19 protein-coding genes and 1 pseudogene are annotated in these 21,587 nt (G+C 45.3%); 9 read left to right on the forward strand and 11 right to left on the reverse strand.

The window, feature by feature from the left end:
• Positions 1 to 159: 159 nt before the first annotated feature.
• Complete coding sequence (locus A8L45_RS00080) at positions 160 to 870, forward strand: hypothetical protein (protein WP_068897958.1); 711 nt, start codon at positions 160 to 162, stop codon at positions 868 to 870.
• A gap of 92 nt (positions 871 to 962) precedes the next feature.
• Here the strand turns inward: A8L45_RS00080 and A8L45_RS23610 are convergent, their stop codons facing one another.
• On the reverse strand, positions 963 to 1,703 hold the full coding sequence (locus A8L45_RS23610; RefSeq protein WP_175401861.1) for an NRDE family protein: 741 nt from the start codon (positions 1,701 to 1,703) through the stop codon (positions 963 to 965).
• Positions 1,704 to 1,932: 229 nt separating this feature from the next.
• Here A8L45_RS23610 and A8L45_RS00085 point away from each other — a divergent pair, with 229 nt between their 5' ends.
• The 6 genes from A8L45_RS00085 to A8L45_RS00110 all read left to right on the forward strand — a co-directional run bounded on the left by A8L45_RS00085 (position 1,933) and on the right by A8L45_RS00110 (position 8,663).
• On the forward strand, positions 1,933 to 2,295 hold the full coding sequence (locus tag A8L45_RS00085) for a nucleotide pyrophosphohydrolase (RefSeq protein ID WP_068897960.1): 363 nt from the start codon (positions 1,933 to 1,935) through the stop codon (positions 2,293 to 2,295).
• A 674-nt stretch (positions 2,296 to 2,969) separates the two neighbouring features.
• The gene (locus A8L45_RS00090; RefSeq protein ID WP_068897962.1) at positions 2,970 to 3,998 is read left to right on the forward strand and encodes an ABC transporter permease subunit; all 1,029 of its coding nucleotides are present in this window, start codon (positions 2,970 to 2,972) and stop codon (positions 3,996 to 3,998) included.
• The gene (locus A8L45_RS00095) at positions 3,998 to 5,041 is read left to right on the forward strand and encodes an ABC transporter permease subunit (RefSeq protein ID WP_068897963.1); all 1,044 of its coding nucleotides are present in this window, start codon (positions 3,998 to 4,000) and stop codon (positions 5,039 to 5,041) included. The genes A8L45_RS00090 and A8L45_RS00095 overlap by 1 nt, the downstream gene beginning before the upstream one ends.
• Positions 5,042 to 5,066: 25 nt before the next feature.
• Complete coding sequence (locus tag A8L45_RS00100; protein WP_068897965.1) at positions 5,067 to 6,905, forward strand: extracellular solute-binding protein; 1,839 nt, start codon at positions 5,067 to 5,069, stop codon at positions 6,903 to 6,905.
• 19 nt (positions 6,906 to 6,924) lie between these two features.
• Positions 6,925 to 7,791, forward strand: a complete 867-nt coding sequence (locus tag A8L45_RS00105; protein ID WP_083228117.1) for an ABC transporter ATP-binding protein — start codon at positions 6,925 to 6,927, stop codon at positions 7,789 to 7,791.
• A gap of 2 nt (positions 7,792 to 7,793) precedes the next feature.
• Entirely contained in the window at positions 7,794 to 8,663 is an 870-nt protein-coding gene (locus tag A8L45_RS00110) for an ABC transporter ATP-binding protein (RefSeq protein ID WP_083228118.1), read from the forward strand.
• A 55-nt stretch (positions 8,664 to 8,718) separates the two neighbouring features.
• Here A8L45_RS00110 and A8L45_RS00115 read toward each other — a convergent pair whose 3' ends face one another.
• Positions 8,719 to 9,627 carry a pseudouridine-5'-phosphate glycosidase gene (locus A8L45_RS00115; protein ID WP_068897967.1) on the reverse strand — a complete coding sequence of 303 codons (909 nt, stop codon included), beginning with the start codon at positions 9,625 to 9,627 and terminating at the stop codon, positions 8,719 to 8,721.
• A gap of 107 nt (positions 9,628 to 9,734) precedes the next feature.
• Between A8L45_RS00115 and lhgO the strand changes: the two genes are divergently transcribed.
• A complete protein-coding gene (lhgO, locus tag A8L45_RS00120; protein ID WP_068897969.1) occupies positions 9,735 to 10,925 on the forward strand; it encodes an L-2-hydroxyglutarate oxidase in 1,191 nt (396 codons plus the stop codon).
• Positions 10,926 to 10,937: 12 nt separating this feature from the next.
• Here lhgO and A8L45_RS23615 read toward each other — a convergent pair whose 3' ends face one another.
• Positions 10,938 to 11,111 (reverse strand): GNAT family N-acetyltransferase, encoded by a 174-nt coding sequence (locus A8L45_RS23615; RefSeq protein ID WP_245680608.1) that lies wholly within the window; start codon positions 11,109 to 11,111, stop codon positions 10,938 to 10,940.
• 37 nt (positions 11,112 to 11,148) lie between these two features.
• Positions 11,149 to 11,457, reverse strand: a complete 309-nt coding sequence (locus tag A8L45_RS23620; protein WP_083228120.1) for a GNAT family N-acetyltransferase — start codon at positions 11,455 to 11,457, stop codon at positions 11,149 to 11,151.
• Between the two features lie 286 nt (positions 11,458 to 11,743).
• Here A8L45_RS23620 and A8L45_RS24315 point away from each other — a divergent pair, with 286 nt between their 5' ends.
• Positions 11,744 to 13,501: a flagellin N-terminal helical domain-containing protein gene (locus A8L45_RS24315; RefSeq protein WP_068897970.1), complete on the forward strand. Its 1,758-nt coding sequence runs from the start codon at positions 11,744 to 11,746 to the stop codon at positions 13,499 to 13,501.
• Between the two features lie 23 nt (positions 13,502 to 13,524).
• Here A8L45_RS24315 and A8L45_RS00135 read toward each other — a convergent pair whose 3' ends face one another.
• From A8L45_RS00135 to A8L45_RS00165, 7 genes and pseudogenes are all read right to left on the reverse strand, one after another.
• Positions 13,525 to 14,196, reverse strand: coding sequence for an HAD family hydrolase (locus A8L45_RS00135; RefSeq protein ID WP_068897972.1), 672 nt, complete (start codon positions 14,194 to 14,196; stop codon positions 13,525 to 13,527).
• 404 nt (positions 14,197 to 14,600) lie between these two features.
• Positions 14,601 to 14,906, reverse strand: a complete 306-nt coding sequence (locus tag A8L45_RS00140; RefSeq protein ID WP_068897974.1) for a DUF6482 family protein — start codon at positions 14,904 to 14,906, stop codon at positions 14,601 to 14,603.
• A gap of 83 nt (positions 14,907 to 14,989) precedes the next feature.
• Positions 14,990 to 16,102, reverse strand: coding sequence for an alpha/beta fold hydrolase (locus A8L45_RS00145; protein ID WP_068897976.1), 1,113 nt, complete (start codon positions 16,100 to 16,102; stop codon positions 14,990 to 14,992).
• A gap of 337 nt (positions 16,103 to 16,439) precedes the next feature.
• Positions 16,440 to 17,156, reverse strand: coding sequence for a DUF3726 domain-containing protein (locus A8L45_RS00150; protein ID WP_068897978.1), 717 nt, complete (start codon positions 17,154 to 17,156; stop codon positions 16,440 to 16,442).
• Positions 17,150 to 18,861: pseudogene (locus A8L45_RS00155) on the reverse strand (hypothetical protein). Before A8L45_RS00155 ends, A8L45_RS00150 begins: the two are co-directional and overlap by 7 nt.
• Positions 18,862 to 18,953: 92 nt before the next feature.
• Positions 18,954 to 20,519: a BCCT family transporter gene (locus A8L45_RS00160; protein WP_068897980.1), complete on the reverse strand. Its 1,566-nt coding sequence runs from the start codon at positions 20,517 to 20,519 to the stop codon at positions 18,954 to 18,956.
• Between the two features lie 76 nt (positions 20,520 to 20,595).
• On the reverse strand, positions 20,596 to 21,582 hold the full coding sequence (locus A8L45_RS00165; RefSeq protein ID WP_068897982.1) for a membrane dipeptidase: 987 nt from the start codon (positions 21,580 to 21,582) through the stop codon (positions 20,596 to 20,598).
• Between the last annotated feature and the right edge of the window lie 5 nt (positions 21,583 to 21,587).

The following is a 21,587-nucleotide window of genomic DNA, read 5'->3' on the forward strand; positions in this document are numbered from 1 at the left end:
TATCCCAAAAGCGCTGGTGTTTCTGCTTAAGAGTCAGTTGCTCTGGAAAATAGGTTGCAGTCGCAGCTTATATCATGATGCATGGATAATATCGGCAAACTCACACTGAGGGTTATCTTGAGCCTGTTTGGGTAGACCACTTCAAGACATGGACGAACAATGAACAAAAGCACAATAACTAACCTCATCGCTCTCACCTTATTTGTCACCGGATTAGTGCTAGACAATAAAATCGCCACATATTGTGGAATTTTTGCACTATCCGGCGCCTTAACCAATTTGCTTGCGGTACATATGCTATTTGAAAAGGTACCAGGTCTCTACGGCTCCGGTGTTGTTCAAAACCGTTTCATGGAGATCCGAAACAGCGGAAAAACAATGATTTTAGGTCAGTTTTTTTCATCAGAAAACGTCACTAACTACATTAAGGGTAAGACAAAAGAAACGGATGGAATGGGTGAGAAATTGACTGTTGTTATCAACAAGCTGGATTTAGATCCGATGTTTGACTCTTTTATCACTGCCGGAAAAGAGGGACCTTTGGGCCATCTAATCGCCATGGCTGGCGGGGAGGCGGTTTTGGAGACATTCCGTGAATCTGTTACCGATACAATACGCACATCGCTGATTGATTTTGTCCAAAACAAAGATTTTCAGGAGTCTTTAGTACTGAGCCTAACCGAACCAGAAATTGGTGCAGCCGTCGTCAACCAAGTCGAGGAGCTGGTAGATAAGAGATTGGAACAGCTTTCACCAGAAGTGATAAAAGAGATCACTCACAAGATTATTCATAACCATCTTGGATGGCTAGTGGTATGGGGAGGCGTTTTTGGCGGATTTATCGGGATTTTCTCAGGTTTTATCTTATGAGGGTGCGAAAAGCAGACCGGCGCTCAAAAAAACCAACATTTAACGGTGTTTCCTCATACTGATAAGAGCGTTATAAGCCGCTTACTTGAACTTTAAGGCTTTCTAGTGAGGCTACAGAAGGACTCGTCGACACTTTCACAGGGAGAGCCGTTAACATAACGCATGCTAGCTTTGTCTTTTGTTACTGACACCTGAGTAAAACTCACTGTTTTTGCGTCGTCACGATGCATACACACTGAGCGAAACCCCCTCTCAGGTAAATGGCTTTGATGAAACAGGCATGCATTTTCAGATGATTGATACCGAGACATTATCCTCCGATAAACGGACTGACGAATTGGCATGACCTCTTTGTACCGAACAGACGATGTAAGCATTGCTTCTTCCGGTATACATTTTCTCACATGCCTCCCGTCCCACCTGAGCGTTAACACCGAGAATTCAGACGAGACTGGATCATCGGCAAAAGCTAGCAAACTAAAAGGAGAAAAGGCGTTGTGTTGATGACGCCAGAATGACTGCTCCAGCAAAGATAATGAAGGGAGTGAAGCCAATGACTTCACGAGAAGCCCTCGACTTAATGCTCCAACTCCAGCCGTTGTTTTTGAGGGGAAGTATTCTGCCTGGTAAAGATTAAGTAAGCACACGCACACTCCATGCTCATTAACAGATATCCATGTCCCACCGCCTTCAGGATCGACTGGCATTATATGACGGCCATGGGCACCTTTAAATGTATCTGGAGGGAGTGCAACAGGACGAAGTCTCGATTCATCACGGTTGAAGAAAACCTGATACCCTTGCTCATTGTTCAACCAACTTACTGTACACACCGCTCGATCATCCTTAACCAATCGTTACCCTTATGCTTAATATTTAACCAGATTAACAGCAAACTAGCCGTTATCAAAAAGAGTAAAATACAACAGTCATGCTTAATCACGGGTAATGAGGCCAAGAGTCTTACAACAAAAGTCATTATCAAATAAGCTTGTCCACCGCGTAATCCGCCAGATTCCTGTTAAGGTGAAAGTCTTAACAAGCATTAATGAGGTAAGAATAATGAGCGATGACAAAAGTAACCCCCTGCTTCGTTTACAGCACGAAATGGCTGTGTTTGCCGAAGAAAGGGATTGGGATAAATTTCATACACCAAAGAACCTGGCGATGGCGTTATCCGGTGAAGTCGGAGAATTGACTGAGCTTTTTCAATGGTTAACGTCAGAGCAATCATTCACTCTTCATGAACACAACAATGAGGCACTCAGTGATGAGCTAGCGGATATTATGCTCTACTTGTTGCGACTCGCAGACAAATGTAACATTGATATCGAAACAGCCTGCGACAGAAAAATCGAAAAAAACCGCATCAAGTATCCCATCGAAAAGTGTTACGGCAGCGCGAAAAAGTATGATCAGTTGTAGTTTCCAGTAACTGAATCCTTGTCCTAACATCAGGAGAGCGATATTAATCACGAAAACACCGCCGATTTACCTACCAGCAACGACAATATCGCTGAAAATCTAACAACCATCTCCTTCTGATCAACGCTTTAACAGCAGAATAATTTGTTTTTAATTTAATCAACCACACTTCATATTGTGACATGCGCCGAAATATCTTTCGATTTCACACAAAAAACTCACGTCAGGCTCTATTCATTAATACAAATTTAAAAATTTATAACTTTTTTTTACAATATAGAATGAATATATAAATTATTGTTTTTATTGGTAAAAACGAACATAAAATATATTGATTGTTTAATCACCAGACAAGAATCATTCACTGCAGTGAATATTAATTCACTGGATCACTACTTTCATGATATTAATCACAAAACTTGGGGATTTGAAGTCCATATAAATTATGAGCTCTAATGATGTCTGTCTGGGAAAGGTTACAAATCTATTTCAGGTAAATAACTCGGCGAAGCTGAAGCTTATTGAATCAGCTCACGAGAGGTGACAAAGGTTAGAGCAATCTCTTTACAGAAAAATTTCAATTCTGCCTGTCACTCACACATTTGAACTTTTAGAAGCCTAAAAGCAGTATCCAGGCTCCAACGGATGCGCAATGACATGGAGACAGTCAGCAGGTGTTAGCTTATCTACTTAGGCGTTTAGCCCTTATAGTGCCAACTTTTCTTGGCATAACCGTTCTTATTTTTGCCATAACCCGATTTGTACCGGGTGGTCCGGTTGAGCAAATGATTGCCAGTATGCAATCACAGGGCGATCAGGCCGCCAGCCAAGTTGCAGGTGGAAATACACAGTTGGATGAAGACCAACTGGCAATGCTTAATGAATTTTATGGCCTTGATAAACCTATTCCTCAAGCATATTGGGAGTGGTTGAATGCCTTTATCGTTTTCGATTTTGGCGAATCTACCCGTTACTTTGAACCTGTCACCGACATGATCATAGAGCGTCTACCCATATCACTTTTTTATGGGGCAATAACCTTCTTTATTTCCTATTTGATCTCTATCCCTTTGGGTTACTTCAAAGCTGTCAAACACAATTCAACAATGGATACTGCCAGCTCAGTGCTGATTTTTACTGGCTTTGCTCTGCCAGGTTATGTTGTCGGTGTGTTTTTAATCACTTTGTTTGCCTTCAACCTTGAATGGTTCCCCATGGGCGGCTTTGTCAGTGACGATTTCGAGGATATGGAATCAGTCTGGGACATGGCAAAAGACCTTCTGTGGCACGGATTTTTACCGCTTATCTGCTACATCATTGGTGATTTTGCAATTTTGACTATGACCATGAAAAACAACTTGATGGAAAACCTTTCCGCAGACTACGTTCGTACAGCGATTGCTAAGGGTCTGCCGTTCAAAAAGGCGGTTAGGCGACATGCCCTGCAGAACAGCCTTATTCCAGTTGCCAGTGCCTTCGGTAACTCTCTGATGTTCTTCCTTACAGGGGCATTTCTTATCGAGGTTATTTTCAATATTGATGGTATTGGATTGCTGGGCTACGAGTCGATCATACAACGCGACTATCCGGTCGTGATGGCAATAGCAGCAATCAATGCCCTGTTGTTTATGATTGGAAATATTTTGTCAGATATCTGTGTTGCACTTGCAGATCCTCGTGTACGAGTAAGGTTTGGTTCGTGATGTTTAAATTTAGTCCTCTTACACAGAAAAAAATCAACAGCTTTAAGTCCATAAAGCGCGGTTATTACTCGTTGTTAATACTATCCGGACTGTTAATTCTGAGCCTATTTGGCGAGCTATTAGTGAACAATAGAGCACTGGTAGTCAGCTATAATGGCGAGCTATCCTTTCCCGTTTTTTCTGACATTCGAAAAGGGACAGATTTTGGACTCGGCTATCCCAACGAGCCAAACTACCGAGAACTAAGAGAAACGTTCAAACAGGAAGGTGGCGACAACTTCGTCATTATGCCTCTGGTTCCTTACGACGCCTTTGAGCAGGATTATACGGGTGCATTTCCCCCTCTCGCACCCAGCATAGAGTCGCAGCATTATTTGGGGACTGATACTTTGGGGCGCGATATGGTCGCACGCTTACTGTATGGTTTCCGGATTGCGATGACGTTTGCCCTGTTTACCGTCGCTATCTCGACAGTGATCGGTATTGTCGTAGGCTGTTCCATGGGCTTCTTCGGCGGTAAATTTGATATCATTGCCCAGCGATTTATTGAAGTCTGGTCAATGCTGCCATTCCTCTATGTGATCATGATAGTAGTATCTATATTCTCTCCCAGCTTCTCGCTGTTTGTCCTGATAAACGTTCTTTTTGGCTGGGTGGGTATCACATGGGCAATGCGAACCATGACCTACAAGGAATCAACCCGTGAATATGTGATGGCTGCCAGGGCGTTAGGTGCCTCAACATCACGGATACTATTCAAACATATTCTACCGAACACCATGGTCGTCGTGGTGACCGCAACACCTTTTGCTATTGTATCAGCACTCACCACCCTGACCGCACTCGATTTTCTCGGTCTTGGTTTGCAAGCTCCAACACCAAGCTGGGGGGATCTACTTCAGCAAGGCCGTTCAAACCTACATGCACCATGGATTGTTGCCTCTGTTGTAACGGCACTCGTACTCGTTTTAGTTATGGTGACTTTTGTCGGCGAAGCAGTCCGAACTGCATTTGACCCTAAAAAATTCACCCGCTATGTATAACCAAAAAAGTAAACAAGGAAATGTGATGAAGAAACTACTCTCACTGTCGATTGCGGCAGCACTGTCTTCAGCAAGTTTTGCAGGTTTTGCGGCGACGCTCCCTGCTGATCTTAAATGGATTTCAAATAACGACGAACCATTGTTCGCATCAGAGGAAGCGAAACGTGGCGGTACCTATACCACCTATTTGGCATCTTTCCCACAAACGCTGCGCAGTGTCGGACCAACAGCAAATTCAGGGATCCGAGGCTACCTGATGGACGGTACGCCGAAGCTGGCCCAGCGACATCCAAATACTGGTAAATATATCCCTCAGCTCGCAACGTCTTGGGCATTCGGTGACGATAACAAAACAGTCTATTTTAAACTTGACCCAACTGCGAAGTGGAATGACGGCGAAAAGGTAACCGCTGACGATTACCTGTTTATGCTGACGTACAACCGCTCGAAAGACATTGTCGATCCTTGGTATACCGACTTTTTCACCAACACTATTGTCGATGTCGTTAAATATGACGATTACACCATTTCCATCACGCAAAAAGAAGAGCTGAGCCAGGCGACGTTGATGTCAAATATCAACTTGCCAAGCAACGGCGTTCAGCCTCGCCCTGAGCATTTCTATGCCAATGATAAAGGCGACAAAAATGGCGACGGTATGCCAGATAACTTTGTCAAAAAATACAACTTTAAATCAGAGCCAACCACTGGTGCATACTATTTAGACAAAGTGAAAAAAGGGAAATCACTGACCTTCAAACACGTTGGCGAAGACTGGTGGGGTTATAGTAATCGCTACTACAAAAATCGCTACAACGTAGAAAAAATCAGAATGTCAGTTATCCGAGACACTGATATTGCCCTGAAGCATTTTGAAAAAGGTGACTTGGACAACTTCCGTATGGTGTTCCCAAGTTATTGGCATGAAAAGTCTGACTCTGAGGCCTTCGAGAAAGGATATGTTCAGAAATTCTGGGGCTTCAACCAAACACCTCAAGGCGCAGGTGGCTTATGGATGAATACCGAAATGCCACTGCTCAACGACATCAATGTCCGCAAAGGCGTTTCGCATGCAACAGACTTTGATGGCATGATCGCCAATGTTCTCCGCGGTGACTACTCGCGTCTTCCAAGTGGCATGGGCTTCGGACATGGTGACTACTCTTGGCCTGATGCGAAAGCACCTGAATTTGATGTAGCCTTGGCTATTCAATACTTCGAAAAAGCCGGTTTTGACAAAGTTGGTCCAGATGGTATCCGTGTAAACGAAAAAGGCGAGCGGTTATCATTTAATATCACTTATGGCTACCCAGTTCACACACCGCGTATCGCTTTCTTCAAAGAGCAAGCGAAAAAGGCGGGCCTTGAATTCAATATGCAGATGCTAGACCCCTCAGCTTACTTTAAGTATGCGCTGGAGAAGAAACACCAACTGGTATTCTTACATATGGGCAGCGGTGACACGCCAGCTTACTGGGAGTACCTGCACTCAGACAATGCCAAACCTCAAACTAATGCTTTCAACAACTTCAGTGATCCTGCGTTGGATAAACTGATTGATGCTTATCGCGCTGAGTTTGATGAAACAAAACGTGCTGAGATTTCGCATCAGATTCAGAAGATAGTTGAAGATGCCAATATCATCGTTCCTGGATACATGGTGCCTTACGACCGTCAAGTGCACTGGCGCTGGGTTAAGTTCCCAAGCACCCCAATGACCAAACAAACTGAGCTGATTTTCTCACCGATTGATCTATCTACATTCTGGATAGACACTGAGGTCGAGAAAGAAACACGCGAAGCAATGAAAGCAGGTAAAACCTTTGAAAAAGTTGTTGTTATTGACGACAAGTTCAAAGTCTAAGCAAAAAGGGTAATGGCATATGATGAATGATGTTGTACTGAGTGTCAGAAACCTTGAAACCGAGTTTCTGACCGATAATGGGCCAGTGAAAGTCCTTCATGGCGTGAGTTTTGATGTTAAGAAGGGGAAAACACTGGGACTGGTTGGAGAATCAGGTTGTGGTAAAAGTGTTACCTCCATGTCGATAATGGGCCTGTTACCTAAGCCCTATGGCAATGTGGTAAGCGGCGAGATAATTTACCGTAACAAGGATTTGGTCACTCTACCCGCGTCAGAGATGTATGAAATGCGGGGAAACAATATCGCCATTATATTTCAGGACCCAATGACGGCGCTCAATCCGGTTCATACCATTGGCAAGCAACTGATGGAAGTTCTCGAACTTCACAGACCAGAGCTTGCTAAAAAAGAGCGCCGTCAATACGCACTAGAGATGCTTGATAAGGTCAAAATTCCGATGCCGGAAAAACGGCTTGACGAGTATCCACACAACCTCTCTGGCGGCATGCGCCAGAGGGTTATGATAGCCATGGCATTGGCATGTAAACCCGATATTCTTATCTGTGATGAGCCGACAACTGCACTTGATGTGACCGTTCAAGCCTCGATTCTCGAACTGATGAACGACCTTCAGGAAGAAACCGGCATGTCGATGATATTTATCACACACGACCTTGGTGTCGTCGCTGAAGTCTGTGATGATGTTGCCGTTATGTATGCGGGTAAGATCGTTGAGAAAGCAGATGTATTTGATATCTTTGATAACCCTCAACATCCTTACACCAAACGCTTGCTTGGCTTTATGCCGGACCTTGACAGTGAGCCAAAGCAATTGATCGATATTAAACCTGTCGACGTCACTGAGTTTCCAGAGTTTAGGGGTTAATTATGTCTCAAGAAGTTCTACGAATTGAAAACCTCAAACAACATTTTACCTCTGGCAAAGGTATCTTTGCCAAAGGCTACACGATAAAAGCCGTTGATGGCGTTTCCTTCAGTGTAAAGCGCGGTGAAACGTTAGGATTGGTGGGTGAATCTGGTTGCGGAAAGAGCACCCTGGGCCGAACCATTCTAAAACTATATGAACCGACTGAAGGAAAGATATTCTTTGAAGGTGAAGATATTACTGACTTCACCGTCAAACAAATGCGTCCACTACGCAAGGACATGCAGGTTGTATTTCAGGATCCACTAGAATCACTTAACCAACGCCACACTATCGGCATGATCCTCGAAGAGCCCTTTGTCATTCACAATATAGGTACGTCCGCTGAACGCCGTAAATGGGCGGCTGAGCTGCTAGAAAAAGTTGGTTTGCCCGCTGACGCCATTACGCGTTATCCCCATGAGTTCTCGGGTGGCCAGCGTCAACGTATCGGTATTGCACGCGCCATTGCCCTTAAACCTAAATTGCTGATTTGTGACGAATCAGTATCGGCTCTGGACGTTTCGGTGCAAGCACAAATCATTAACCTGCTGCTGAAATTGCAACAGGAAATGAATCTGGCGATGATATTTATTTCTCACGACCTATCTGTCGTACGTCAGGTCTCTGATAACGTTGCTGTTATGTATTTCGGCGAAATGGTTGAATACGGTCCCGCAAAAGAGGTTTACCAATCACCAAAAGCGGATTACACCAAAACCCTGCTGTCTGCTATCCCGGTTAATCATCCGAAAGATCGCAAGAAAAAACGTAAAGCTGAGCTGGAATCAAAAAAGATTAGTGCTGGGACGCCCCAGCAAGAAACCGCCTGATTCGGCCACTGTCCAACTTCATCCAAAAAAAGCAGTCATATGGCTGCTTTTTTTATTACATACTAATTGCAATGTCTGCTGCCAGTCTGGCATTATTAATCACCAATTCAATATTTGCATCCAGACTCTCTCCCCCCGTCAACTCACACACTTTTGCCAGCAAATAAGGCGTAGACGCTTTACCCGTAATCTTGTGTTTCTCTGCATCTCTCAACGCTTTTTCGATAGCCTCATCTATGACCTTGCTATCCATTGCAAATGCCTCAGGGATCGGATTTGCAATCACCGCCCCGCCATTCAAACCCAATGCCCATTTGGTCTTGAGTGCATTCGCAATCTCAGCGGGCGAATCGAGGCGATATTCCAACCCAAAATCACTCTCGCGCGCATAAAACGCAGGCAAGGTATCACACTGATAGCCTATCACTGGGACACCATGCGTCTCCAAATATTCCAGCGTTAAACCGAGGTCGAGAATAGACTTGATCCCTGCGCAAACGACAGCCACATTTGTCTGAGCCAGTTCCTGCAAATCGGCTGAAATATCAAATGTCTCCCCTGCCCCACGATGCACACCACCAATGCCACCGGTTGCAAACACTTTGATCCCGGCCATTTGCGCAATAATCATGGTTGCAGCCACAGTGGTCGAACCATGTCTGCCAGCCGTTACTACAAATGGCATATCACGGCGACTCACTTTGACGACCTCCTTTCCTGCCTTACCCAACACTTCGATGCTCTTTTTTGACAGCCCAACTTTTAATCTTCCATCAATGATTGCGATTGTTGCAGGAATGGCGCCTCTCTCCCTGACCGCTTTCTCAACCTCTAACGCTGTTTCAACATTTTTGGGATAAGGCATACCGTGAGAAATAATGGTCGACTCTAACGCCACTACAGGCTGTCCTTGGTTAAGTGCCACCTGCACGTCATCACTGATATCTAGCATGGAATGATTCATAGACGTCGCCTCCTTGGTAAGCGTCTCTCTGCATGGTAGCATCAAGGTCACTTCTCTTTTCCAGCACTGGCTCAAGCTTTTACGGAATATAACGGAACGGAACCCCAATGAGACAATGTGACTTCTTAGTAATTGGTGCAGGCATTATCGGTCTGAGCACTGCGCATGAATTGCAGAAAAAGTATCCAGAGTCCAAAGTCATCGTCTTAGAGAGAGAGGGCTCTCCCGCTCTGCATCAAACTGGCCGTAATAGCGGCGTCATTCATGCTGGGGTTTACTACACGCCCGGGAGCCTCAAGGCAGAGTTCTGCAAACGCGGAAACATTGCCATCAAGGCATTTTGTCGGGAGCATGACATTCCGTTTGAAGAGTGTGGCAAGTTGTTAGTGGCGACAAATGAGACTGAGCTGGAACGTATGCAAGGGCTGATTTCGCGCGCCAAAGAAAACGGCATTGAAATAGAGGTGCTCGATAAACGGGCACTATCAGAGAAGGAACCCAATATCTCAGGTGAAGGCGCAATTTTTGTACCTTCTACAGGCATCGTCAACTATCGACTGATTTGTCTGCGTCTGGCTGAAATCGTCAAACAACACGGTGGAGATGTTCTCTATAAGGAGGACGTCAGTTATCTGAGCGAAACTGAATCCGGTGTCACTGTTGTCACTCATGAAAACACTTTTCATGCGCATCAACTGATTGCCTGCGGGGGCGTGATGTCTGACAGACTCGTAAAGCTATTAGGTCAAGAGCCAGACTTCCGCATCATTCCGTTTAGAGGCGATTACTACCAACTCCCCTCTGAGCATAATCAAATCATAAAACACCTCATCTACCCTATCCCTGATCCCAATCTGCCTTTTCTTGGCATACACCTGACTAAGATGGTAGATGGCTCAGTGACTGTTGGCCCCAACGCTGTGGTGAGCTTTGCAAGGCAAGGCTACGAAAAAACAGCCTTTAGCGCCAAAGATAGCCTCGATATGTTGGGTTATGCGGGCTTCAGAAAGCTGGTTTGGAATCATCGTAACTCAGCGGTACAGGAGCTAAAAAATGCATTCTGGAAACGTGGATATCTCAAACACGTTCAGAAGTATTGTCCGTTGCTAACTATGGAAGATTTAGGTGACTATCCTTCGGGAATAAGAGCACAGGCGGTATCAAGAGACGGAAAACTGATCGATGATTTTCACTTTCATACCACTAAGCGATGCTTGATGGTGTGTAATGCGCCATCACCAGCGGCGACGTCCTGCTTTCCAATTGCAGAATACATTGTCGGTAAAATCAGCATGTAAACTGAAGATAGCCTAATCGTATAAGTCGTCCAAGCTCATCGACATGATACGCGATTGTGTTTCCATCCCTTGTGCATAATAAAACTCGATGGCACCTTGATTGAACTCCATGACCTCGAGTCGCAATTCAGTCGCTCCTTGATTATGTGCCCAAGCTTTTACACTCGCCATGAGAGCAGATCCCACTCCCACACCTTGTGATGATTTGGAAACCACAATAGTATCAACACGGCATATCAAATGTCCGCGTAAAAAAAGACACTTTGGGCGTCTCTTTTATTCTTGCCGTGGTGTACCCAATAATATTGCCGCCACACTCAGCGACTGTAAAATAACACTTCACATCACAAATCTGCCTGTGAAGCTCTCCCATTTCCTGATTCTGCTCGTCAGGTAACTGAGCAAAAACCTCAGGCGCACCTTGGTAATGCTGAGCATTAATTTGTCGATAAAGACTATTAATAGGTTTTAGATCAGATTCTCTTGCTTCTCTTATTTTTACATTCTGGTGGGCATCGTCATTTACAAACATAGTCGCTCTCAGAAATAGGTAGGGCTATCGGATTAATGAAGGCTACAAGGCTTTCATTATTTATCTAATTGACAATATGCCCGGTAAAAAACTCGTGAAGGATAATTATAAATCAGAGGTAAATATATTACTAAATACAAAAAATAGAATTACGTACCATAAAAGACAGAACTAAGTACCATAAAGAAAAAATACTAAAGATCATGAAAAAAAACACGTTAAAAGAATTAATAATAAAAATATTAATATCATTTGCACTCACGGAATTAATATACTTGGGAGCATCATGGGCGGACATATTGTTAATGATTTTCAAGGAATGATGGCTCATCGCCATTTAAGCAACACGTCGCGCGCGCAAAGCGAGTCGATAGACCGACTGGCATCTGGCACGCGTATACACAGCGCTAAAGACGATGCCGCCGGCCTTCATCTTTCCACACGATTGACCGCACAAACCCGCGGCTACGACACCTCCATTCGCAACCTGAATGACAGCTTATCTGTGCTCCAGACTGCTTCTGCGGCGATGGAGGAGTCATATTCGATGCTTCAAAGGATGCGTGAAATGGCGCTTCAATCATTAAACGGCTCGATGGGTAAGCAAGAGCGTATTGCTCTGCAGGAAGAAGTCTCTGCACTGAAAGATGAAATAAACCGGATAGCAGAAACCACAAGCTTTGGCGGCAAAAAATTGCTCAATGGCTCTATGGACAATACCGCTATTCAAGCTGGCGCAGAAGCTGGCGAAGCCATGAAACTCAGCCTAGATAGTCTTCGGAGTAGCGAGCAAGCTAATACCGTATTCACAGCAACACAAGCGATGTCAGCAGGATGGACTGTTCCCACCTCTAACTTCGCTGTTAACCATGGCAACCAGATAGTCATAACCAAATTCGAGGTCCCCAACCCTGCAGGTTCAACACTTAACGACACTATCAACACGCCTTATGCGGTAACGTTTGAAGCAGAAGAATTTGATCGTGCCCATGAAAACACGCCGGGATCAAACTTTTATCACATGGGTTTTTATCCTTTTAACCAATGGAACCGCCCCGGAGGAGTCGATATAAGCGCTGCTGGGTTCCAGCTCACCGGTCCCTCATTTTCAGATGAGACTTTTGTTGGCCACATTCAAGATGGCCCTCCTCCAGAATCGTTGCCCGAGGCGCTTGAATTCGATACAGCGCTGACGCAAGGTCTATACCGTGCCGAGGTCCGTTTTAAAGGAGTAGGTGGTGATCATCAATTTAATCTGAGCATGGAAGGAACAACTACCAGCTCAACTCACAACATTACGACAAATGGATGGGAATATGCAGATCTCGGCACCCGAAGTGTTACCACAGAGCAACCTACTTTTAGGCTTGAATACCCCACGGACTATATGCCTGGTGGGGGCATGTTATTTAAGGCCATAGATAAAATAAGATTCACGCCGTTAGATGAAACGACTCAAGATACACTCGAACTCGACTCAGTGACTTATCAAGCTTCACAGGGTGCAACATTGGGAGAGGTAGTTGATGGCCTGAACGCAATGCAAAACAGCAGTTTCAGCTCTCCCAATGTCACAGATGTGACTTTCTCAGTTACCAACGATTATCGGCTAAAAGCAGAGATGAACAGTGAAGCAGGCACTCACTCTGAACTTAGAATCGCGGGTAACCTTGCCACACTCATGGGTGATTACGATGAACACGGCCTAGTAATGACCGCACGAACTGATGGTTCATATCAGGATATTGATATTTCGACTCTTGCTGGTGCGCAAGATGCAATAGCCGCCATCGACTCAACGCTTGAAAGACTTGATGCACAACGAGCTGATATCGCTGCAATGGAAAATCGCATTGGCCATACGTTAAACAGCCTAGAAACCAACAAAATTAATATTACTGGCGCAAACGGTAAAATACTTGATACTCAGATAGGCAAAGAGACTGTCAGCATGAGCAAAATGGCGATGCTTCAGAATGCCACCATGACAATGCTGGGGCAGGCAAATAATTTACCGTTGAATGCTTTACAGCTACTCCGTTAATGTAACGAGAGATATCGCGTTTATCAGAGAGATAAGAGCAGTTCAGGTATAGCATGTAATGATTGGACAACATGCTCAGGCTCATTGACCTCTCGGGGCCATGGAATAAATCCCTCTATCCAAACAGGTCGCATTCCGGCTTGCCTGGCACCGCAGTAATCATTAATGGGATGGTCGCCGATAAAAGCCGTTTCATTAGCAGCAACATTCAGATTACGAGCAGCAAGAAGAAAAATATCAGGGTTAGGTTTACGCAGACCACTGCCGCCTGACGTGACAACACAATCAAAAAAATGTTCGATGCCTAATGCACGAATTTTCGCTCTTTGAACCTCATCTTTACCATTGGTGATCACGCCCATAGTGATACCTCGTTTCGATAGTTCATCAAGCATGTTCATCATGCCGTCCATCGCAACAGGGTGATGGGGAAACACAGTGAACCAATGATCTAACAGCGATTTTACATTGGGTTTAACGCGCCATATATCCAGATCCACCAGCAGCTGACATCTATTGTCGTGCCCACCATAGCCGCCCTGATCTATGGTGAGAATTTTGTCTGTTAACCACTTAGCATCGACACTTTGCAGTAGATTGCTGGAAAAATCGCGCAAGAATATCTCCAGATATTGACTGATCGACGCAGTTCTGTCTGTCAGTGTGTTATCCAGATCAAATAAGACGGCTTTCACATGTTCACCTGTTATCCCATCGTCAAGATGCCTAAAGACATCAATATAAAAAGGGGATTATTATGGCGTCTCAGTAGACTCGACGCTGTTCAGTAGGCAAAAGTTGGGAAACACTTCAATATTCAGGAGGTTATTATTTGTAACAGTAGGCAAGGTGGACTTTGAAAGGTGAATACGTTTATCTATTAGACGACGATAACGATTAAAAAAACTTATCAAGATTGCGTGCGAAAGGGAATGTGAACGAATTCATAGGACTACAAAAAATGTGGCAAACGTCACATTTCTTATCTACCATTAAATTGAAAATAAAAATTTCATAATCCTAACCTCTAGTTTCACTTGCAGCCCTCCCAAGGGCTCTTTTTTTATACAGCTCATTTCAAACCGTAACGTTGAGCGAGTTACACCATGGGATTAATGGCAATGGGGATCTCCATAGTATTGTCAGCAGCACTGTGGTTATGACCGACCATTTCATCATAAGCGCTTTGTTGTCTTAAGACGTGAGATTCAGCTCTTACCGCTTTAAAGTGCTTTTGTAATCCATGCAAGCTGTGGTCTCTTAGCGGTTTTCCATCGTCGTCAGTGACCAGCAATTCTTGACCTCCAACTACAGCCGATACCTGATATAGGCTGAGATCAAGGGAATGAAAGACGACCTTTTCTACTTTCAGTTGCATCTTTAAGTGGGTCAGGCTGATCGGCATTGGATGTCTCCTAGTCATCAAGGTGTATAAAACAATTATGATTAACGATGCAACTTATTTGATCGATCATTTCTGAGAAACAACTAGGTCTCGCCTTCACACATATAAGACGCATCGTCAGGCATGCTCAACGGGTTGTCCGTCAGCACTGACGTCAAAAAAAACCTGATGTGGTCATACATAGTGTCTAACGGCAAGTAAGAGCCGTGATCGCATTTTTCGTATACGACCGTCTTCACGTTATCTGGGTTGGGGCGAGATTGCTTAATTTGGTGGAGATTCTCAATCGGTACATTGAGATCGTCTGACCCACCGATAAGGAGTAAAGGCACTTCTTTCCCCTGTTGCCCGAGCGCCGTAATGCTTGAACCCTTACGGTCAAAATCATACTCTTTTTCCGCTCTGGTCAGTAGCGCAGGTAGAAACCCCGTTTGAACTGAACAAAAGTCCAGCAGACCCTCAGATTCAGGGGCCAAGTCTGAAACCGCTCCCTTCACAGCCTGGAGAACATTATCGATAGACGATAAGCCTGACATGTTGATAGATGCCACCACGTCAGGGTTTTTAATCGCAAGCAAAGTACCTGAACTGGCGCCGTAGGAGTGACCTGCGACCATCACTGGTTTAGATATCCGGCTTCCAAGTCTTTGCAACAGCTTTGTGAGATCATCAACATCTTTGTCGCCATAGGTACTTGCCGCTTTGTACGGTTTGCTGGCTTCACTCATGCCATGTCCACGCAGATCGACGAGTAGAAGCTCCATCCCAAGCTCGCGGGCAAGCTGACCTGTTCGGTTGAGATATGATTGCTTGTCGAAAGGGTATAACCAAGCACCGCTCCAGCCTTGAAGCAGCATCAGCGTTCCTTTCGCTGTCGGATGTAACTCTTTATCCTGCGGAACAATGAGATAGCGAATCAGCTGCTGATATCCGTCATATTCAATAATGATGTATTCGTTTAAAGTGCCCTCGGGATATTGATAATCATCTGGCCGCCAACTCTCCGCCTGATTTATAAAATAACTTAAACCGTTTCCTTCCTGCCAGGGTGCTTCGTACTTAGCTTGATCTAATCCCTGAGTGATGAAACGGGGCAGAAAAATAGGCTTTATTCCCTGCTCGACACATATTTGTGTACACCCGCCGAGCGTGAGTAATAGCGTGACCGCAACCAATCTTGTTATCTGTTTTAACATTTTTCCCCTCTGATATTTTCGATAGGGCTTTTACTCAGATAGAACAGTAGAAATATGGTGTATAGTCACGATATATAGCGTTTCAAAAAAGAGATATAGACGATGTTAAATTAAAAACATAGAGGGAAATAAGTTGTAAAAATATATAAAAATATTAAAGCGGAAAGAGATAATTTAATTAAATTAATAACTTAAAAAAATAACAGCCTCATTGGTTAAATATATTTGACACGGTTCAACTCAAGTAAAACATATAACTATTTTTTATAAAATTTATTTCATTTATAAATTTTAACAATAGCGTGAATAAAGTAAATAAGCGGGAGGATCCCGCTTGTTAGTCACCTGCTCTTTGCTTGGAGATATCGCTATCTTCCACCAGATTCATTGCCGCGATAGATTTAAGCATTTGCCAATCTTCACTGCTGATTGTTATCCCCATATCAAAGGCTGCATGATAAGTAGCTGCCAAAGAACCGGAGCTTATATACCTGATATCCTCCGAGATAACGGGTGCTGAAATGGAGCGTTTGCTGATGATGATTTTCATGCTCTGTGAGAATGACTCAACTGATGTGTCAATGTAAATATCAGGAAACAACTGACCAGCATTCAAAAAACACTCAACTTCAACGCCTTCTTCTCCCCCGCTCCAGTGTGCAAAGACTGACAGCCCCTTACCAGCAAGCTTCCGTAGTTCGCTGAAAGCCAGCCATCGACTGTGAACCCGTTGCAGCTCAAGTATGATTCTTGGCCTGTCGGCCAGACGCTCCAAAGCGTAATCAACCAGACTGGGAAGATGGCAGACAATACTGGCACCATGGCAATCAACGATGACGCGGTTATCAGCTTTATCTGTCACTTGAGGAGGAAGGTCTCTGTCTTCCTTTGCCAGCTCGAGAGCCTGAATAAAACGGGTCACTCCCTCTTGTCCAGCCATTTCCAAATCAACAACCATGGTCGCAATAGCATCAGATTCACCGCAAACACAGTGTGTAGCATCAAAAGCCTTGGTACAAAGACTGATCAGCTCATTCCGTGTGACCGTCAACATCCCTCATCTCCGCGCTTTTTGGGGATGTCTGGCAATATCGGGAATAACCAGTGATCGTCCATGTCCGGCTCTGACAAATCCGCCCACAATGGTGCACCCTGATAAAGGGTTACCCTCACCCAGCGGTCAGAGCGTGGATCAAATTTAGTCGCACCGAACATGGAGAGTTTACAACGCAACAAGTGCATTGGCTTACAGGTTTTGCCAATGCTGTTTATCTGGATATCTCCCATCATGCGATGACCCAACGTATCGCAGCGACGTGCAATTTGTCTGAAACCGGGATGTTGAAGCAGGAACTTTGCCAACGAGTCACCGTCTGGATAGGTTTTGAGTGCATGATAAAAACGACTGACCTGACGAGCAACATCAAGCGGTAACTCACACTCCTCACCCGGCTCCTCACCTCGTATGCCCAGCCGGGGCTCTTCTTTGTCTGTAGAACGGTACCAGAACCAGTACTGGCTCTCCGGCTCGGAAAAATCAATATCAAGCGCCCACCGATAGCGGTCTTCAAGTAAAGTGATCATGTCAGATACACGGGTACCGGGAGTAATAGATACCTCTTCTTTGGTATTCATTCCCTGCTCAAAGTGGTCAACGCTCTCAGGATAGATCTCAATCAGGCAGGCTATCAGTGCTTCCTGCGCTTCGTGGCTGAAGTGAGTGACTGCTGACATTAATGTGTGCCAGGTTTCGCCTCCCTTAGCCAGTAGCTTATTCACACGCTCAATCAGATGTGGCAACTCACTGGATGCAATCAGGTTTTCTCACGCTGGTCATCATCAATCGTTACCACCTGTGAGAAATGCGTGGCGGCCTTTGAAAGAAACCGAATGAGCTGCGGGGCAGACTCTGTGTTTACAGGCTGTTCAAGCACTGACATAAGTGCGTGCTCTCTTTGTGTGATCCATTGATCGACCACACAAGGGTGACGAAGCAAATAAGGCGCCATACCAAGACCTGTTGCATTGCCCACCCCGAGGTAGCGCTGAAGCAGAGGGTCAAGCGCTACCGACTTATCACCTCCACGCAGCTCAGACAAATAATGTACCCAGTCAAGGCTGAACTGACGCAGCACATATACAGCGCACATTTGCGCGCTGAAGGATGATTCAAAATCGGAGTTTTCCAGGGCTTCAAAGTCAGCAATACCAAATTTACCATTGCCGTAGACTGCGGTTGTTCGGAGTATGTAGCCCACGTTTGCTAGCACATCGCCATCCGGCTGTTTCCCCTCCGCCAGTGAGGCAATAATATGCTCGAATACCCTGACACTTTTGTTTGCACGGGCGAGCACCAGTACCTGCGTGCTGTTTCTTCCGGCCTCCTGTAAGGGCACATTCTGACGCAGTCTTTCCAGTTCATCATCAGACAGGGTGCCACGAACCAGTGCAAATGTGACATCCCACTTTTCAGCTATGACGCGATCGCAACGTTGATGGTCCTCAATCGCGTTAGAAAATACAACTAACTGGTAAGTGTTGGCGGGGGTAGTGACGGTATACACAGAAGTGCCAAACCCTTGATCATTCATGTCCCACAAAGATGCTTCAATCGACCAGTTTTCTCTGGTGACTTTTCTCAGCAAGCTTCTGACAAAACTGATCCTTGTCTGGTGCATCGCACCAAGTCTTTCAGGTTTCATTATTTCGCTGGGCATCCGAAAAGCCAACGGTTTTTGCCCCATATCATTTGCTCTCATAACATCACCTCTTCCATCTCTGGTGACGACCACACCTTATTTTTTCAATAATAGCTCTAAGTGTGGTCCGGGCATTCTCTATCCCTTACGGGTCACTGCAAACCTTGCTCCTTCGCCATTTCAATGGCCATTTTGGGGCCGTTCCACAATGAGGGGAGCAGTATCAAAGAAACAGGTACTGCGGTGATAACAATGAAAGATTGCAGCGCTGAAACCCCACCGGAGCCCAGAGAAATCAACACCAGCGCGCAAATTCCCATCATGATGCCCCAAAAAGCACGCACAATCGCATTCGGCTCAGTTTCTCCACTGATCACAACACTGATGGTGTAGGTCATGGAGTCACCGGTGGTGACGATAAAGATGGTGGTGAGGATGAGAAACAGTACCGAGATCAGGGTGGGCATTGGCAACTGCTTAGTGATAGACAGTAATGCCGCTGGCAAATTAAAGCCTTCAAACGCTTTGCTGACCGAGCCCGGGTCGGCAATTTCAAATGACAGTCCGGTGCCACCGACGATAGTAAACCAGAAGCACGTCAGTAATGGCGCAATGACGCTGATTGCCATGATTAATTCTCGAATAGTTCGGCCACGTGAGATTTTGGCAATGAAGATGGCCATCATAGGTCCATAGCCGAGAAACCAACCCCAGAAAAAGACAGTCCACCAGCCAAGCCAGTTTTCATCACTCCTGAATGTTGCCATAGGAATAAAGTTATCCAGCATGGTGCCCACACCATGAAGATAGGCATTGATGACAAAGTTGGTTGAGCCGAAGATCAGAATGTAAACCATCAGACCCAAGGCAAGAATCACATTGAAACGGCTGAGAATCTGAATACCACGGTTTAGTCCACTCAGTGCTGAAACTGTATATATAGCAATCGCCATTAAAATGATAATGAACTGAGTAGTGAACGTATCCGGAATAGAGAAAAGGTCGTTAAGCGCGTAGCTGATTTGAAGGCCCAGAAAACCTATGGGGCCAATGGTGCCAGCAGCCACCGCAATGATACAGCATCCATCAATGATGCCACCGAATACTGGTGTCAGTACCCGTTTACCAAAAATAGGATAAAGCAAAGTACGAGGCTGAAGCGGTAAGCCTTTGTCATAATGCAGTCGCATCAACACAATTGACGTCAAGGTGCCAAGGATCGCCCACGCGAGAAATCCCCAGTGCATAAATGACTGCGCCAGTGCGTTGAAAGCGCGCACAGTGGTGTTTTCTTCAACGCCATATAATGGCGGTGGGCTCACATAGTGGGCAATCGGCTCGCCCGCCGCCCAAAAGACACCACCACCGGCCAGTAAAGTACAGAGAATAATCGCCATCCATTTAAAGCCATCCATTTCAGGCTTAGCGATTGCGCCCAGTCGCACTGAACCCAGACCACTGAATGCCAGTACGAGACCGATGAAAAAGGTTAACAACAGTAATGCCTGCCAATAAGCACCAAACACTTGGACAGCCCAACCGAAACCGCTGTTGACTATCGATGATAGGAATTCACTGTTTATCATCGCCGTTGTTGCAAAAAGAGCTAGAAATCCCCCACTGATCCAAAACGCAGGGTTATCTAAGCCGAGTTTATTTACTTCCACTTTTGCTGTGCCCATCTCTGGTGATTTGGACGGGTTAATTGAATTAGACATGACTTGTCTCCTGTGAAAGGATCACTCCTGATCCTGCTCCTGATCGTCAGATACTCACGGTTAGACGACCTATCGCTTACGCTGGCTGGGTGCCAGATTTTAAGAATCTCAGCCAATTGCCTCCGAGAATCTTAGCTGTTTCTGATTCATTGAATCCTTTCTCAATTAAACCAGAATAGATATTTTTAAAGCCCGAGCTGTCGGGGAACCATGGCAACGCATCGGGCCAGCCAGAATTCGACGCTGAACCCTCACCGTAATCCATCGCTTTAGACCATCTTCCATTTCTCATCCAGTCGAGCACACTTTGCGGTTGGTTCTGGCAAAGGTCACTGCCGATTGAAAGATTGTCGATACCATACCGTTCGGCACAATCAGCAATCATTGAGCAGAATGTGTCCAGTGTGCACTGGCTACCGTCGGGCAGATGAAAAGGATAGAGACTGAAGCCAAGCAGCCCGCCTCGCTGGGTCAATGCCTTTAACACTGCATCGGACTTGTTGCGAAGTGCTTGATGAAACAAAGATGGATTGGCGTGACTAATACAAATAGGACGTGACGACAACTCGATGGCATCGAGTGTCGAACGCTCAGCACTGTGCGACATATCAACAATCATCCCAACCCGGTTCATTTCTTCTATGGCTTGTTTTCCAAAACGGGTTACGCCGCTGTCATCCTGCTCATAACAGCCTGTGGCGAGTAAACTCTGATTGTTGTAAGTCAGTTGCATGATCAGTAAACCAAGCTGGCGCATCACTGAAATCAGGCCAATTTCATCATCAATCGGTGAGCAATTTTGTGCACCGAAAAAGATCCCCACTCTTCCCTGACTCTTCGCGATACGGAGGTCATCTGCATCAAACACGGGCATGATGAGATCGCTGTTGAGTTCAAACAGTCTTTGCCATTGGGCAAAACGGGTCAGAGTCTCACGAGCATTCTCATGGTAAACCAATGTAACGTGTACACCACTTAGGCCACTTGCTTTTAACTGCTCAAAATAGGCCCGATCCCAGCGGCAATATTGCAAGCCATCGATGATTATTTGGTCGCTATACATAATTA

It is taken from the genome of Veronia pacifica (assembly GCF_001707825.1).
GTDB lineage: Bacteria > Pseudomonadota > Gammaproteobacteria > Enterobacterales > Vibrionaceae > Veronia > Veronia pacifica.